This window comes from Streptomyces sp. NRRL WC-3742, from assembly GCF_000720635.1.
GTDB lineage: Bacteria > Actinomycetota > Actinomycetes > Streptomycetales > Streptomycetaceae > Kitasatospora.
This window is the reverse complement of record NZ_JOCF01000022.1, coordinates 58,517-73,411: the sequence shown is the minus strand read 5'-3', so window position 1 is coordinate 73,411 and position 14,895 is coordinate 58,517. Positions and strand designations below refer to the sequence as shown.

The window sequence follows — 14,895 nt, the reverse complement described above, 5'->3', positions numbered from 1 at the left end:
CCCCCGCCCGTCACCCTCCCGCCGACGGCCACGTCCCGCCACCCGGGAACGCCCGCCCGGGCGCGCGGGGGACGGACGCCACCACGCCCCGGAAAGACCGCGGCGGCGAGCCCCCGGACGGGATTCGCCGCCGTCGCGGCCGATGGGGCAGAGTTGCGCCATGAGCGCGGACACGAGGAGTCACCCCACCGGCCCGACGAGGCGCCGGCCGGTCCAGCAGCGCAGCCAGGAGCGGTACGGCCGGATCCTGGACGCCTGTGCCGGGCTCCTCGACGAGGTCGGGGCGGGCGCGCTCACCACCAAGGAGGTCGCCCAGCGCGCCCAGGTGCCGATCGGCACGCTGTACCAGTTCTTCGCGGGCAAGGAGGACCTGCTCGCCGCGCTCGCCGGCCGCAACCTCGACCTGTACCTCCAGCGCCTCGACGACCGCCTCGCCTCCGCCGCGCCCGTCGGCCCGGCGGCCTTCACCGACCTCGCGGTGGAGGAGTTCGTCGTCATGAAGCGCACCGTGCCGGGGTTCGGCCAGGTCGACTTCGGCCTCGCCGGCGCGGCCGTGCCCTCCGGTGTCCGCGACGACCTGCACCTTCTGGACGCGGGGATGGACAACAACGCCGCCGTCGCGCTGCGCCTCCAGGCCCTCGGCGGCGAGCTCTTCACGCCCGGCACCGCCGGACTGCCGCAGGACCAGGCCGCCCTCACCCTCTCGCTGCGGGTCGCCCTGGAGGCCGCCGACGCCGTCCTCAAACTCGCCTTCCGCGGTGACCCCGAGGGCGATCCGGCACTGATCGCCGAGTGCAAGCGCCTGGTGCGCAGCTACCTGGCGCAACGACTGCCCACCCCGTGAAGCCGTACCGGGCCCGCGCCGGAGCCGCCTGCGGGCGAGCCGTTGCGAGGGGGCTCCCCGCGCAGCACAGTGGATAGCGAACCGCCCTCGCGCGGGGCGGCCGTCACGACCCGAGGAGCACGACCATGCACGCAGCGGTAGGTGACCAGCTCCACATCCACAGCAGCCGGGTGGGCATGGTGGACCAGAAGGGCATCATCACCGAGGTGCGCGGCACCGACGGCGAACCGCCCTACGTCGTCCGGTTCGAGGACGGCCACGAGGGCCTGATCTACCCCGGCCCGGACTGCAACGTCGAGCACGTCCAGAGGGCGGCCGGCTGAGCGGGCCCCGCCACCCCGGACGCCGGGGGGCGGTGAGCCGGGATGTCCGCCCCTGACACCCCCCTGCCCGGGGCGCTCTCCGGGCTCGCGCCACTGCTGGACCACTACGGGTACCTGGCGGTGGCGCTGCTCGTGCTGCTGGACAACTGCGGCGTCCCGGTGCCCGGTCAGACGATCCTGGTGCTCGCCTCGGTCTACGCGGGCACCGGGCACCTGGACTTCGCGGGCGTGGTGGTGATCGCCTTCGCCGCCGCGGCGCTGGGCAACACCCTGGGCTGTCTGATCGGCCGCACCGGCGGGCGGGCCTTCGTCCACCGCTGGGGCCGGTACGTGCTGATCACCCCCGAGCGGCTGGCGCGCGCCGAGGGGTTCTTCTCCCGGCACGGCGGCAAGGTCGTCACGGTCGCCCGGTTCGTGGACGGGCTGCGCCAGACCAACGGCATCATCGCCGGGACGACGGGGATGCCCTGGGGGCGGTTCGTGCCGTTCAACCTGCTGGGCGCGGCGCTGTGGACGGGCGTGTGGGCGGGCTTCGGGTACGTGGCCGGCGCCAACATCGGCACGGTCTACCGGACGGCGCTGCGCTACCAGCTCTGGTTCGCCGTGGGCCTGGGGCTGCTGGTCGCGGCCTTCCTGCTGCGGCAGGTGCTGCGCTACCGGCGCCGGCGCCGCGAGGGCGCCGACGCCTCCGAGGACGGCACCTCCGAGGGCGCCGACGCCGCTCACGAGGACGGCGACTAGCGCAGCGGGAACACCTCGAAGGGCACCGCGAAGCGGGTGCCCAGGCGGGTGCCCGCGCCCCGGCCGAAGCCCTCCAGGAACTCGCGCGGCTCGGCCATCTGCCCGGCGAGCCCGGCCAGGTACGCCCGGTGCTCCTCGAGGGAGGCCACGCCGAGGTCGAAGGTCTCGGTGGTGTCCACCGCGTGCCCCGACTCCGGGGAGGCCGCCGCCCAGATCTGGCGCGTGCCGTTCCAGGGCTCGTGGCCCTCCTCGAGCAGTTCGGGGAACACCCAGCGGTTGCCCGCGTCCCGTACGGCGTCCAGGGTGGCGCGGCCGACGGCGATGTGGTCGGCCTGGTTGAGGAACACCCCGCCGTAGGTCTCGCGGAAGTTGCTGGTGATCACGATGTCCGGACGGTGGCGGCGCACCGCGCGGGCGATGTCGCGGCGCAGCGGCAGCCCGTACTCGACGACGCCGTCCCGGTGGCCGAGGAACTCGACGGTGTCGACGCCGACGACGCGGGCGGAGGCGATCTGCTCGGCCTCGCGCAGGGGGCCGCACTCCTCGGGGGCGAGGCCGTCGATGCCGGCCTCGCCGCTGGTGACCATCACGTAGACGACCTTCTTGCCCTGGGCCGTCCAGCGGGCGACGGCCGCGGCGCCGCCGTACTCCATGTCGTCGGGGTGGGCGACGACGGCGAGAGCGGTCTGCCAGTCCTCGTCGACGTGCTCGTAGGTCGCGTGGTCCTCGTGGGCCTCGTCGGTCATGGTGTTTCGTCCCTCTCGGTGCGGCTCTGGCCATACGGTCGTACTGATCGCGCGGTGGTGACTCTAGAAGACACCGGACGCCGACGCACCGTCAGACACCCCTCCAACCGGGCTGGTCAGGGGCACCGGCCACAGATGGCCGGTGCCGCGGCCTGGCGTCCCGGCCACCGCATCCCGCACTGTGGCCATGACAGGAGGGGCAGCTGGTGGGCGAATCGTTGCAGCCGGGAGATCCGCGGCAGTTGGGGGGCTACTACCTCGACGGGCGGCTCGGGGCGGGTGGCCAGGGTGTGGTGTACGAGGGCTACGACGCGCACGGGAGACGCGTCGCGGTCAAGGTGCTGCGCGCCGTCGACGAGGAGGACCGGGCGCGGCTGCGCCGGGAGATCCACGCCTGGCGCAAGGTGGAGCCGTACTGCACCACCCGGGTCCTGGAAGCCGACCTGGACGGCGCCGTCCCCTACGTCGTCAGCGAGTACGTGGCCGGGCCGGACCTGCGCCGGGCCGTGAACTCCAGCCGTCCGTACGGGCCGGAGGAGCTGCGCCGCCTCGCGGTCGGCCTGGCGGCGGCGCTGGTGGCGATCCACCGGGCCGGGGTGGTGCACCGGGACCTGAAGCCGGAGAACATCCTGCTCGGGCCGGACGGCCCCCGGGTGATCGACTTCGGCATCGCCCGCATCCTGGAGGGCACGGCGACCACGGGCCTGCCGATGGGCACCCTGCGCTACATGCCGCCCGAGCGCTACCGCGGCAAGCCGGGCGACGGCAAGGTGGACGTGTGGGGCTGGGCGGCGGTCGTGCTGTTCGCCGCCACCGGGTACGACGCCTTCCAGGGGGAGAGCCTCGGGGCCGTCGCCGACCGGGTGGCCACCTACGACCCCGACACCTCCCGCCTGGAGCAGCCGCTGCGCTCGCTCGTCACCGCCGCCCTGGCCAAGGACGCCCGGCAGCGGCCGAGCGCCGAACAGCTGCTGCTGTCGCTGGTGGGGCGCGCCGATCTGGCCGCCGCGGTGCGCGAAACCGCGCCCGGGGGCCCGCCGCGCGACGCGCCACCCTCCCGGGCCCAGGTCGCGGAGGCCGTGTTCGCCGCACTGGGCGCGCCGGAGCAGCAGGCGGTGCCCTCGATCCTGCTGCGGCTGGTGGCCCCGGGCGAGCGGGCGGAGGACACGCTGCGCTCCGCCCGGCGCCTGGAACTGGGCAACGACCTCGTCCCCGAGCAGGTCACCGAACAGGTGCTGGAGGTCTTCACCCGGGCCGGCGTCCTGGTCTGGGAGGACGGCAGCGCCACCCTGGCCACGGCGGCCCTGATCCGCGCCTGGCCCCGGCTGCGCGACTGGGTGGCGGGCGAACGCGCGGGCCTCGCCGTCCACCAGCGCCTGGCCGAAGCCTCCCGGACCTGGTCCGACCACGGCCGCAAGCGCAGCGACCTGCTGCAGGGAACGCCGCTGACGCAGGCCCAGTCCTGGGCGGCGACGGGGCGGTTCCACCTGGTGCTCAACGAGGTGGAACGGGCCTTCCTCGACGCCTGCGCCGCCCTGACCCGCCGCCGGGGGCGGCTGCGCGTGGTGCTCAGCGGCGTGCTGGCGCTGCTGCTGGTGGTCGCGACGGGGGCTGCCGTGGTCGCGTTCCAGCAGCGCAACACCCTGGCCGAGCAGCGCGACCGGGCGACCTCGGCGCAGGTCGCCGGGACGGCGATGTCGCTGCGGACCAGCGATCCGCAGCTGGCCCGGCGGCTGTCGGTGGCGGCGGCGAAGCTGTCGGACACCCCGGAATCCTGGAACGCCCTGATGACGACGGCCTACCAGCCGGAGCAGGACGCCTTCCGGCTGCCCGACTACCGGCCGACCACCGCCGAGCTCGACGGTTCGGGCCGCCTGCTGGTGGCGGCCGAGGGCACCCGGGTGGATGTCTGGGACCTGAACTCCCGTACGCGCAGCGCCTCCTGGACAGCCCCGACCGCCGTCCACCAGGTGACCGTGTCGGAGGACGGGACGACCGTGGCGGTGGCCGGGGACGACGAGATCGTGCACCTGCTCGACATCTCCCACGGCGCGCCGGCACCGACCGGGGCGAACTTCTCCGCTCCCCACCAGAGCAACGGGTACTGGTCCCAGGTCGCGCTGAGCCCGCACGGGAACTACCTCCTCGTCGACATCGTCACGGACGCGCCGAAGCCGGACGAGGGCAGCCGGGAGAACCTGACCGTCTTCGACGCGCACACGGCGAACAAGATCGGCGACGTGTCCGCCCCGATCTCGGTCTTCCTCCTGATGGGCACCTCGTTCTCCCCCGACGAGAAGGTCGTCTCCTTCCCGGTGCCGCGCGACGGCAAGCCGTTCCTGTGGGACACGCTCCCGGACAAGAAACCGGTCCCGTTCCCGGACATCGAGGTCGAGGCCAAGGACATCAGCGGCCCCGTCGTGTTCAGTCCGGACGGGAAGAGGGCGGCGGTCGCCACCAAGTCGGGTGAGGTCAGCGTCTTCTACCGGGAGGGCGGATACCCCCGGAGGCTGAAGGGGTCGGACAACATCGCTGCGACCGACTATCCCGTGTCGTTCAGCCACGACGGCGACTTCGTCACCTGGGGCGGCACCATGTGGGCGATCTGCGCGAGCGAGAAGCGCGAGTGCGCCCTCCCCCCGCCGGCCCCCGTCCTGCGGATGCCGTCCACCGAGGGCGAGTGCTCCCCGCGCACCGCCTACCGCTTCACCGCCGACGACACCGCGCTGGAGTGCATCGGTACCGACCGCGTCGTCCGCCGGCTCGGCGTCGGCGCCCTCACCCGGCCCCCGCAGCCGACCCCCGCCTTCTCCCAGAACTCGACGGTCAGCCGGGACCGGACGACCCTGGCACTGTCCACCGAGCGCGGATTCGACCTCTGGTCCCTGACAGCGCACACCAAGCGGTTCTCCGTGGACGCGAAGGACTGCGGGGCCTCCCCGTACCGCCTCAGCGCGGACGGCAAGCGACTGGCGGCTCAGTGCCACGAGGTCGTCAAGGTCTGGGACCTGTCCACGGACGGCCACCCCCTGCTCGCCTCTCTGCCCCTCCCGCTGTCGACCAGGACGGGCGTGCTCAGCGACACCATGGTCGCCCTGGCCTTCTCCCCCGACGGCGCCTCGCTGGCCGTCGAGCAGGCCCAGGACGACGGCACGACCACCCTGACCTTCTGGGAGCCGTCCACCCAGCGCCAGATCCACACCGTCAAGCAGCAGGCCGGATACCCTCGCAACGGCCTGCGGCTGCACTTCAACCCCGACGGACGCTCCGTCTACGCGGCGCCCGGCATCGGCGCCGTGGCCTTCCCTTCGGGCGAGGTCCTGGTCAAGGGCTCCACCGACTTCGAACCGGACGCCGTCAGCGACGACGGGAGCACCCTGTACGCCTACCCCCAGGGCTACCTGCCCTACCTGCGCGCCTGGGACGCCCGGACGCTCCAGCCGAAGGACGACCTGCGCACCGGACCGGGTTCGCAGTCGCTCCTCGACCACAGCACGGACGGTGCCGTCTCGGCGGACGGCCGACTCTTCGCCCTCATCCAGAACACCGACTCCTATCGGGTCCAGGTCTGGGACACCACGCACCGCCTCCAGCTGGGCGTGCCGCTCACCGGCCCCCTGCACGATCTGGTGGGAGTCTCCTTCGCGCCGGACGGGACCGGCGTCACCGCCGTGGACGCGTACGGCACCTTCTTCACCTACCCGATCGCCCCCGCCCTGCTCGTCCACGACCTGTGCGACCGGGCGGGCGCCCTCACCGAGGAGGAATGGAAGCGCTACATCCCGGACGTCCCCTACCGCCCCTCCTGCTGACCGCTGCTCCTCCGCCGGTTGCGACCCGCAACCGGCGGACGGCAGAGTCGACCCCCGTTCAGTTGATCATGTGTCGATGCCAACGGGGGCATGGTGTGTCGGAACAACTGGGGACCTTGGTACGGCGATTGCGCCACCGCGCGAAACTGACGCAGCCGCAGCTCGCCGGGGCCGCCGGAATGCCTGGGGGCTCCGACGGGCCGTCACCATCGGGGCCATCGGCAGCCTCAGCGCCGTCCCCGCGTACGTGCTCGGGTTCACCGCCTGGGGGCAATGGGTGCTCCTCGTGCGGTTCTGGCTGCCGCTCACCGGACGGCTGCCGTGGGACACCATCGCCTTCCTCGACGACGCCTACCGGCGGGGCGCGCTGCGCCAGGGCGGGGCCGTCCACCAGTTCCGGCACCTGCGGCTGCAGCAGCACCTGGGCCGCGAACTTGCCTCTGACGTACGGGTGAGGGGTTAGCGTCCGGGCACCGCGCGGCCGACCGGCCGCCGCCGCCCTGCCTGAAGGAGCACCCTCATGGCCCTGCCCAGCACCGCCCGTGTCGTCCGGCTGAAGTCCCGGCCGCAGGGGCTGCCCGTCGCCTCGGACTTCACCGTGGCCGAGGAGGCGCTGGCGGCGCCCGGGCCCGGCGAGGTACTGGTGCGCAACCGGGCGTTCCTGGTCTTCCCCGGACTGCGGACGCTGATCAGCGGCGGGGGCGAGAACCTGCCGATGATGCACCTCGGCGCCGGGGACGCCCTGTTCGGCCCCGCGCTGGGCGAGGTGCTGGCCGCGCCGGAGGACGGGCCGCTGCGCCCGGGGGACCTGGTCACCCACCTGGCGGGCTGGCGGGAGGCGGTGGTCGCGGACGCCGCGCAGTTCACGCCGGTGGAGCCCGGGTTCCCGCAGCCGCTCGCCCTGGTCTCGGCCGCCTCCGCCGGGTACGGCGCGCTGACGCGCACCGCCGGGGTGCGCGAGGGGGACGTGGTGCTGGTGACGGCCGCCTCGGGCGCGGTCGGCTCGATGGCCGGCCAGATCGCCCGGCTGCTGGGCGCGAGCCGGGTGATCGGCACGACCCGCTCGCCGGAGCGGGCGGAGCGGCTCGTCGGCGGACTCGGCTACGACGCCGTGCTGGTGGCCGACGGGCGCCCCTTCGCCGAGCAGTTGGCCGAGGCCGCGCCGGAGGGCCTCGACGTGGTGCTCGACCTGGTCGGCGGCGAGCAGCTGACCGCCGCCGTGGGCGCGGCGCGCCGGGGCGCCCGCTTCGCCCTGGCCGGTGCGATCGCCGGACAGCTGGACCCGGCGCGCCGGGGCGGTGACGCTCCGGCGGTGGTCGACACCTTCCGGATCAGCACCCTGGGCCTGAGCCTGCGCGGCTTCACGATCCTCGACCACCCCGACCTGGAGGCCGAGTGGCGCGAGCGGCTGGGCGGCTGGCTGCGCGAGGGGCGGATCACCTTCCCGTACACGGCGGTCAGGGGCATCGATCGGGCGCCCGGCGCGTTGAGCGGACTGTTCACCGGAGGCGGGTTCGGGGCGACGATCGTGGAGCTCTGACGCACGACAGGGGGTACGGGATGCGGATCGGCGACGCGGCGGCAGCGGCGGGCACCACGCCCAGGGCGCTGCGCTTCTACGAGGAGCGCGGGCTGCTGCCCGCGCCGGACCGCTCCGCCTCCGGGCAGCGCGAGTACGGCCCCGCCGAGGTCGCCCGGGTGCGGGTGATCCGCGAACTGCTGGCCGTGGGGCTGACGGTGGACGACCTGGCCAGCCGCGTCCACCGGCTCGACGGCCTGCTGGAGGACCCGCCGCGCCGCTGCTCCGGCACCGCCGGGCCGGAGACCTTCGCCCCGGTGATCACCGCCCGGCTGGCCGCCCTGGACACGGAGATCGCCCGGCTGACGGCCCAGCGGGAGCGGCTCGCCCGGCACGCCGCGACGGGGGGAACGGACGTGCGGGGCGAGGTCCGGGGGATCTCTCAGCCGCCCACGCAGGTGTAGGGCAGCGGCTCGAAACCGTTGAAGCCCCGGGTGGCGTAGGCGGTGGCGTAGGCGCCGCAGGAGTGGATCCACACCGGGTCGCCGGAGGCGAGGGCGCGGGGCACCCGCACGCGCCCGTCCTCCTCGTCGAAGGCGTCGTCGCTGTCGCAGGTGGGGCCGGCGACGACGGCGTTGACGAACTGGCCGCCGGGGTGGGTGGGGAACTCCAGGCGGTACTGCAACTGGTCCATCTCGTACAGGCCGTTGAACTTGCCGCAGCTGAGGTAGAGCCACTCCTGGCGGGTGCCGTCGAGCTGGTGGCGGGAGGAGAGCCGGGCGACGTGGGCGCGGATGGCGCCGTGGTCGGCGACGAGGTGGCGGCCGGGTTCGACGAGGAACTCCAGCGGGACGGCGCTGACCCCGCTGAGCCTGGCCATGCCCTCGCGCAGGGCGGCGAACATCCTGTCCAGCGGCGGCTCCAGGGGCCGGCCGTGCCGGTCGAGCACGCCGAGGGCGGGCAGGCCACCGCCGAGGTTGATCCGATCGGGCCTGATGCCACGCCAGTTGAGGGCCTCCAGCACCTCCTCCAGCGAGTCGACGGCGGCCGTCCAGGCTTCGGCGGTCAACTGCTGCGAGCCGACGTGCACGCTCAGGCCGGAGGGCACCAGGCCCAGGGTGCGGGCGGCGTCCATGACGCGCAGCGCGTCCTCGGGCGAGCAGCCGAACTTGCGGCTCAGGCCCCACAGGGCGCCGTCGCCGGTGGTGGCGATGCGGCAGAACACCCGGGAGCCGGGGGCGTGTTCGGCTATCGCGGCGACGTCCTCCAGGCTGTCGGTGGCGAAGTCGCGCACGCCCAGCCGGTACGCCTCGGCGATGTTGTGGTCGGACTTCACGGTGTTGCCGTAGTGGATCAGCTCGGGCGGCACGCCGGTGCGCAGGGCCTGGTCGATCTCCTGGGGCCCGGCCGCGTCGAAGCCGGAGCCGAGGGCGGCGAGGCGGGCGAGCACCTCGTCCAGCGGGCACGCCTTCATGGCGAACCGGACGGCCACGCCGGGCAGTTCGGCGAGCATGTCGGCGTACTGGCGGGCGATGCCGTCGAGGTCGTAGACGATCCGGTCGTCGGTGGCGGCCTCGAGGGCGGCGCGCAGGGCGGTGCGGTCGTGCCGCTCGGCGTTCGGTGCGACGGTGCTGTGGACGGTGACGTGGGCGGTCGGCGCCCGGTGGGCGGCCGGGGCCCGGTGGGTGGTCATGGTGGTGGTCGCGGTCAGGCGTGTCACGTGGTTGCCACTCCATCGTTCGTAGTCGACGCAGCGCTTTCCTGGGCGCGTGCGTGCGGATGCGGCGAGCCCTCGACGACCGCTCGGCGGCGTCTCCGGAATGGGGACCGCTCGCTGAAAGCCCGGTCCGCACACATTCCATCCCGCCGTCGGCCCCGGGCGTCGACTGCCGACGCCTCAGGTGGCCAACTCGCCCGTCCGACAGGGCCTCTTACCTTGCCTCAGCACTCGTCGGACCACGCGCTCCCTACGTTGGACTAGACCAACTAATGGTGTCAACCCTTTCCCACTGGTTACCGATTGGGAAATCCCGGCGGTTCACCGACCCACTCGCGGGTTCTTTATGTTTCGTCGCCGGACATAAGCCGGGATATGTTTCCGTAATTGACATAACTGCGGAAAGAACTGAACCGTAACCCCGCCTTCCGCCGTTGGCGCGCCCGCCCGCGAGGGCGCACCTCGGGACTGCGCCCCCGCCTCGCACCGCCCGCCTCCACCACGAGGTCCACTCCGCCCACACCGTCGCCGTGGGCTGACAGGCCCTAGTCCTGGATGCGGCGCCAGGGGTGGGCTTCCTCGAGGGCGAGGGAGAGTTCGAGGAGGAGGCGTTCCTGGCCGTGGGCGGCGGAGAGGTGGATGCCGATGGGGAGGCCCTCGGGGGTGGCTCCGGTGGGGAGGGTGATGGCGGGGCCGCCGGTGACGTTGTTGACCGGGGTGAAGGCCACGTAGCGCTGCAGGCGCTCGATGAGCTCCTCGAAGGGGACGTTGGGGCTGAGGTGGCCCAGGGGCGGGGCGGTGTGGGCGAGGACCGGGGAGAGGATCGCGTCGTGGTGGTGGAAGATCCCCGCGTACACCGCCTCGGCCCGGCGCAGCCGTCGCAGCACGCCCGGGGTGCGGCGGTACTCGGACTGGAAGTGGCGCCGCAGGCCCGTGGTGAGGCCGTCGAGGCGGCTCATGCGGAAGCTCGGGTCGAGCATCAGCGGGCCGCTCACGGCGATGGCGAAGGCGATGTAGCCCCAGTAGGAGATGAAGTCGCGGGAGAACTCCTCCCCGAAGGGCAGGGTCATGGGTTCGACGTGGTGGCCCAGGGCTTCCAGGCGGGCGGCCGTCTCCTCGACCGCGCGGCGGGTCGGTCCGTCGGCCTCGGCAATCGGCGAGTCCACGACCAGGCCGATCCGCAGCCGCCGCATCCCGGGCCGCAGGACGTGCCCGACGGGCGGCAACTCCGGGTTGCGGTGGTGGAGTTCGGCGGCGGCGAAGAACGCGGCGGTGTCCCGCACCGAGCGGGTGAGCACGCCGTCCGTCACCAGGTCGATCGGCAGCTTGCCGCCCTGCGCGTTGGCGACCAGCCGGCCCCGGGTGGGCTTGAGGCCGACGAGTCCGCAGCAGGCGGCGGGGATGCGGATGGACCCGCCGCCGTCGTTGGCGTGCGCGACGGGCACCACTCCGGACGCGACCAGGGCGGCCGACCCGCCGGAGGAGGCGCCCGCCGAGTGGCTCGGCCTCCAGGGGTTGCGCACGGGCGGGGCGGCGGCGAACTCGGTGGAGGCGTTGAGCCCGAACTCGGGCAGCCGGGTCTTGCCGAGGACGGCGAGGCCCGTGGAGAGGAACTGGTCGGTGAAGCGGGAGTTGCGCCGGGCCGGGCGGGCGCGGAAGGCGGCGCTGCCCATGGCGGTGGGCACTCCGCGCAGGTCGACGTTGTCCTTGAGGTAGGTGGGCACGCCCCACAGCGGTCCCCGGATGCCCTCGCGGCTGATCCGGGGCCGGTCGCCGGAGTCGTGGGCGAGGGGCGCGAGCGCGGCGTCGATCCGGGCGGCGCGGGCGACGGCGGCCGCGACGAGCTCCCGGGGGTCGGCCTCACCGGAGCGCACCAGGGCGGCCAGGGCGACGGCGTCGTGCGCGCCGAGGGCGTCGTCGGCGAAGGCGTGGACCCGCTGCTCGCTCATCCCCACTCCCATTCCCCACTCCGGTTCCCGTCGGCCTCCCGCCGCGCGACGCGCAGGGCCGACGATCGCTACTGACGGGTAGTCTCGCGCGGCTCCGCAGTCTAGGGCCCGGGCAGCGCGCCGCACAGACCCCGCCCGCCGAGGGCGCACGGAAGTTCGCCCCGCGCCCCCGCGCTCACTCCGGCCGCCCGTCGGCCCCCGTTTCGCGGCCGCGCTCCGGGAAATGCACCTGAGCACGAACCGACCCCGAGTACGAGCCGACCCCGAGCACGAACCGATCCCAAGTCCGGCCCGACCCCGAATACGAACCGATCCCGAGTACGAACCGATCCCGCCCGTGCATCCGCCCGATCCCGCGCCCCGAGGTAACGCCCGTGCCCCTCCCGCACACACCCACCGCACCGCACTTCACCACCGCCGACGCCCCCGGCGCGCTCCCACTCCTCGGGCACACCCTCGCGTTCCTCCGCCGCCCGTACGCGTTCGTCGCGGGCCTCGCCGCCCACGGCGACCTCGTCCGGCTGCGGCTCGGCCCGCTGGAGGCGTACGTGGTCTGCCACCCCGAACTCGTACGCACCCTGCTCACCGACGACCGCACCTTCGACAAGGGCGGCGTCATCCTCGACAAGGCCCGCGAGGTGATGGGCCAGGGCCTCGCCACCTGCCCGGCCGCCGCCCACCGCCGACAGCGCCGGATGCTCCAACCCGCCTTCCAGCGCGGCCGGTTGCCCGGCTACGCCGCGCTGATGTCCGAGGAGATCGACGCCACCACCGCCCCCTGGAGCGAGGGCGACGTCATCGACGTGCCCGCCGCCATGTACCGGCTCACCACCGCCGTCACCGCCCGCTGCCTCTTCGCCGCGCACGAACGCGCCGGCGAACTGCCCGTCCACCGCTGCATGGACGAGATCTCGCGCGGCGTCGCCCGCCGGATGATGCTGCCGCTGCCCGGCGTCGACCGGCTGCCCACCCCCGGCAACCTGCGCTTCCGCCACGCCCGGCGCGACATGACGGAGGTCACCCGCCGCCTGATCGCCGACTACCGCGCCGACGGCACCGACCACCACGACCTGCTCTCCATGCTCCTCGGCGCCCTCGACGAGAACGGGCGGGGCCTCACCGACCCCGAGATCCACGACCAGGTGGTCACCTTCCTGCTCGCCGGCATGGAGACCACCGCCGCCACCCTCTCCTGGGCCTGGACGCTGCTCGCCGCCAACCCGGCCGTGCGCGAGCGCCTCCACAGCGAACTGGACACCGTCCTGGACGGCCGCCGCGCCCGCCACGAGGACCTGCCCCACCTGCCGCTCACCGCGCGCGTCGTCTCCGAGACCCTGCGGCTGTACCCCGTCGCCTGGCTGCTCAGCCGCACCGTCACCACCGGAACCGAACTCGCCGGCCGGCACCTGCCCGCCGGCACCACCCTGCTCTTCAGCCCCCACCTGCTGCACCGCCGGGCCGACCTCTACCCCTGCCCCGACCGCTTCGACCCGGACCGCTGGCTCACCATCACCCGCCCCGCCCCCGGCACCTACCTGCCCTTCGGCCTCGGCGCCCGCCGCTGCATCGGCGACGCCTTCGGCACCGCCGAAGCCTGCCTGGCCCTCGCCACCATCGCCTCCCGCTGGACGCTCACCCCCACCCCGGGCCGCCCCGTCCGCCCCGCCCGCCGGGCCTCGATGACCCCCCGCCCCTTCACCGCCACCCTCGCCCGCCGGGTCAGGTGATCCGGCCCCCAGGGAGCGTCACCCGGTAGCGTGCCGGACATGACCCCACCCGATGGGCGGCGTCGGCCCCTGCCCCGGCTGCTCCGCTTCCTGCGGACGTATCCGCGCCGCTCGCCGCTGACCCTCTGCTTCGTCCTCCTGCTGGCCGTCGGCCACTTCTGGCTCCAGGACTTCCTCTCCCCCGAGCGCGCCGACGACCTGCGGGCGTACGTCAGCACCAACCTGGACAACCTGCCCGACCACCCCGTCCGCGCCATGATCGGCAGCGCCCTGCTGTACGACGGCACGCTCACCGACGTGACCGACCCCGGCTTCGGCGGCACCCTGATCACCCTGGGCCTGGGCGTCTGCGGCTGCCTGGCCTGGGTCGAGCGCCGCTGGGGCTCGCTGCGGGCGCTCGGCGTCTTCCTCGGCGGGCACGTGCTCGCCACCCTGCTCACCGCCGTGGTCATCCTGTTCGCCCTGCACCGGGACTGGTACCCCGAGGACGTCCGCGCGGCCTCCGACTACGGCATCAGCTACGGCGCGCAGACCGTCCTCGCCGTCGCCGTGCTCGCCGTCCCCCGCTGGGCCCGCCTGCCGTGGGCGGCCTTCGTGGTGGCCTGGCCGCTCAGCGGCGACTCGGAGTGGCCGGGCCCGCTGCCGGACTTCACCACCGTCGGCCACCTCCTCGCGGCCGCCCTCGGCTTCGCCCTGGCCGCCGCCACCGCCCGGGCCCGCGCCCGCACGGCCCGTACGGCCGAGGCGGCGGAGGCGGCCGAGGCAGCAGAAGCGGCAGAAGCGCGTTAGCTCCTGCCCCGCTGTTCGGTGAGGGCGGCGAGCAGCCGCTCGATGGACTCCAGGCGCTGCCGCAGCTCCTCCACGTCCCCCCGGGTGGCGGACTGCTCGGCCGCCTTCAGGGTCACCAGCAGCTGCCCGTCCGGCTCGAGGCGGGCGCGGGCCACGCCGCTGACGTCGTCGCCGTTCTGCACCCGGATCGCGTGCTCCAGCTCGGACGGGCGCAGCGCCAGCTCGCGCAGCGCCCCGGGCACCAGCCTGCCGTCGCGCACGACGGTGGTGGGGCTGCCCTCCAGCAGGCGGGCGGCGCGCGGGTCCCGGGCCAGCCAGCGGGTGACACCGGAGTTGACCACGATCAGGGTGACGGCCCCGATGGCGCCGCCCACCAGGCTGTTGTCGTTGCCGATGATCGCGTTCTGCACCACGTTGGAGAGCAGGAACACGACCACCATGTCGAAGGTGTTCAGCCCTGCCAGCCCGCGCTTTCCCGCGAGGCGGAACAGCACGAGGAGCAACGCGTAGACCGCGATCGTGCGCAGGATCTTCTCCACGATCGGGATCTGGACGACCACCAGGTCATGCCACACGGCCGTGCTCCTTCCGAGGGTCCACCGGGAAACGCGCCGAATGTACCGCCGTCCCGCCGTCCCGCCGTCCCGCTGTGGAGGTCGGCAGGCTTCCGCAGCCGGCGGAGGTCGACGAACTGTCAGGGTCCGGACATTGCAAGAACTGTCCGGAAG

At 73.9% G+C, this 14,895-nt stretch carries 13 protein-coding genes; 9 read left to right on the top strand and 4 right to left on the bottom strand.

What is annotated here, in order from left to right; translation table 11 throughout:
* Positions 1-160 precede the first annotated feature (160 nt).
* The 3 genes from IH61_RS0114595 (at position 161) to IH61_RS0114585 (ending at position 1,908) form a co-directional block, all read left to right on the top strand.
* On the top strand, positions 161-844 hold the full coding sequence (locus IH61_RS0114595) for a TetR family transcriptional regulator (RefSeq protein ID WP_031069609.1): 684 nt from the start codon (positions 161-163) through the stop codon (positions 842-844).
* 125 nt (positions 845-969) lie between these two features.
* On the top strand, positions 970-1,167 hold the full coding sequence (locus tag IH61_RS0114590) for a DUF1918 domain-containing protein (protein ID WP_031069607.1): 198 nt from the start codon (positions 970-972) through the stop codon (positions 1,165-1,167).
* 42 nt (positions 1,168-1,209) lie between these two features.
* A complete protein-coding gene (locus IH61_RS0114585) occupies positions 1,210-1,908 on the top strand; it encodes a DedA family protein (RefSeq protein WP_031069605.1) in 699 nt (232 codons plus the stop codon).
* Here the strand turns inward: IH61_RS0114585 and IH61_RS0114580 are convergent.
* Positions 1,905-2,654, bottom strand: a complete 750-nt coding sequence (locus tag IH61_RS0114580) for a PIG-L deacetylase family protein (RefSeq protein ID WP_031069603.1) — start codon at positions 2,652-2,654, stop codon at positions 1,905-1,907. The genes IH61_RS0114585 and IH61_RS0114580 overlap by 4 nt on opposite strands.
* A gap of 206 nt (positions 2,655-2,860) precedes the next feature.
* On the opposite strand from IH61_RS0114580, the gene IH61_RS42865 reads away from it, so the two are divergent.
* From IH61_RS42865 to IH61_RS0114560, 4 genes are all read left to right on the top strand, one after another.
* Positions 2,861-6,466 carry a protein kinase domain-containing protein gene (locus IH61_RS42865; protein WP_078911094.1) on the top strand — a complete coding sequence of 1,202 codons (3,606 nt, stop codon included), beginning with the start codon at positions 2,861-2,863 and terminating at the stop codon, positions 6,464-6,466.
* Between the two features lie 277 nt (positions 6,467-6,743).
* Positions 6,744-6,929 carry a hypothetical protein gene (locus IH61_RS0114570; RefSeq protein WP_420713920.1) on the top strand — a complete coding sequence of 62 codons (186 nt, stop codon included), beginning with the start codon at positions 6,744-6,746 and terminating at the stop codon, positions 6,927-6,929.
* 57 nt (positions 6,930-6,986) lie between these two features.
* Positions 6,987-8,006 carry an MDR family NADP-dependent oxidoreductase gene (locus IH61_RS0114565; RefSeq protein ID WP_031069596.1) on the top strand — a complete coding sequence of 340 codons (1,020 nt, stop codon included), beginning with the start codon at positions 6,987-6,989 and terminating at the stop codon, positions 8,004-8,006.
* Positions 8,007-8,026: 20 nt separating this feature from the next.
* Positions 8,027-8,449 carry a MerR family transcriptional regulator gene (locus IH61_RS0114560; RefSeq protein ID WP_063763201.1) on the top strand — a complete coding sequence of 141 codons (423 nt, stop codon included), beginning with the start codon at positions 8,027-8,029 and terminating at the stop codon, positions 8,447-8,449.
* Here the strand turns inward: IH61_RS0114560 and IH61_RS0114555 are convergent.
* Positions 8,428-9,705: a type III PLP-dependent enzyme gene (locus tag IH61_RS0114555; RefSeq protein ID WP_234327183.1), complete on the bottom strand. Its 1,278-nt coding sequence runs from the start codon at positions 9,703-9,705 to the stop codon at positions 8,428-8,430. The two genes, IH61_RS0114560 and IH61_RS0114555, sit on opposite strands and share 22 nt — an antisense overlap.
* Before the next feature lie 542 nt (positions 9,706-10,247).
* Positions 10,248-11,651: an amidase gene (locus tag IH61_RS0114550; protein ID WP_234327182.1), complete on the bottom strand. Its 1,404-nt coding sequence runs from the start codon at positions 11,649-11,651 to the stop codon at positions 10,248-10,250.
* A 374-nt stretch (positions 11,652-12,025) separates the two neighbouring features.
* Here IH61_RS0114550 and IH61_RS0114540 point away from each other — a divergent pair, with 374 nt between their 5' ends.
* The gene (locus tag IH61_RS0114540; protein WP_051837035.1) at positions 12,026-13,378 is read left to right on the top strand and encodes a cytochrome P450; all 1,353 of its coding nucleotides are present in this window, start codon (positions 12,026-12,028) and stop codon (positions 13,376-13,378) included.
* A 39-nt stretch (positions 13,379-13,417) separates the two neighbouring features.
* Positions 13,418-14,167, top strand: coding sequence for a rhomboid-like protein (locus IH61_RS0114535; RefSeq protein WP_107057134.1), 750 nt, complete (start codon positions 13,418-13,420; stop codon positions 14,165-14,167).
* Here IH61_RS0114535 and IH61_RS0114530 read toward each other — a convergent pair.
* Positions 14,164-14,742 carry a DUF421 domain-containing protein gene (locus IH61_RS0114530; RefSeq protein WP_031069583.1) on the bottom strand — a complete coding sequence of 193 codons (579 nt, stop codon included), beginning with the start codon at positions 14,740-14,742 and terminating at the stop codon, positions 14,164-14,166. The genes IH61_RS0114535 and IH61_RS0114530 overlap by 4 nt on opposite strands.
* Positions 14,743-14,895 lie beyond the last annotated feature (153 nt).

Bases quoted from the DNA above. Each gene is read 5' to 3' on its own strand.
- IH61_RS0114535 (WP_107057134.1), top strand. From the start codon at position 13,418: ATGACCCCACCCGATGGGCGGCGTCGGCCCCTGCCCCGGCTGCTCCGC.
- IH61_RS0114550 (WP_234327182.1), bottom strand. From the start codon at position 11,651: ATGAGCGAGCAGCGGGTCCACGCCTTCGCCGACGACGCCCTCGGCGCG.
- IH61_RS0114560 (WP_063763201.1), top strand. From the start codon at position 8,027: ATGCGGATCGGCGACGCGGCGGCAGCGGCGGGCACCACGCCCAGGGCG.
- IH61_RS0114585 (WP_031069605.1), top strand. From the start codon at position 1,210: ATGTCCGCCCCTGACACCCCCCTGCCCGGGGCGCTCTCCGGGCTCGCG.
- IH61_RS0114565 (WP_031069596.1), top strand. From the start codon at position 6,987: ATGGCCCTGCCCAGCACCGCCCGTGTCGTCCGGCTGAAGTCCCGGCCG.
- IH61_RS0114590 (WP_031069607.1), top strand. From the start codon at position 970: ATGCACGCAGCGGTAGGTGACCAGCTCCACATCCACAGCAGCCGGGTG.
- IH61_RS0114595 (WP_031069609.1), top strand. From the start codon at position 161: ATGAGCGCGGACACGAGGAGTCACCCCACCGGCCCGACGAGGCGCCGG.
- IH61_RS0114580 (WP_031069603.1), bottom strand. From the start codon at position 2,654: ATGACCGACGAGGCCCACGAGGACCACGCGACCTACGAGCACGTCGAC.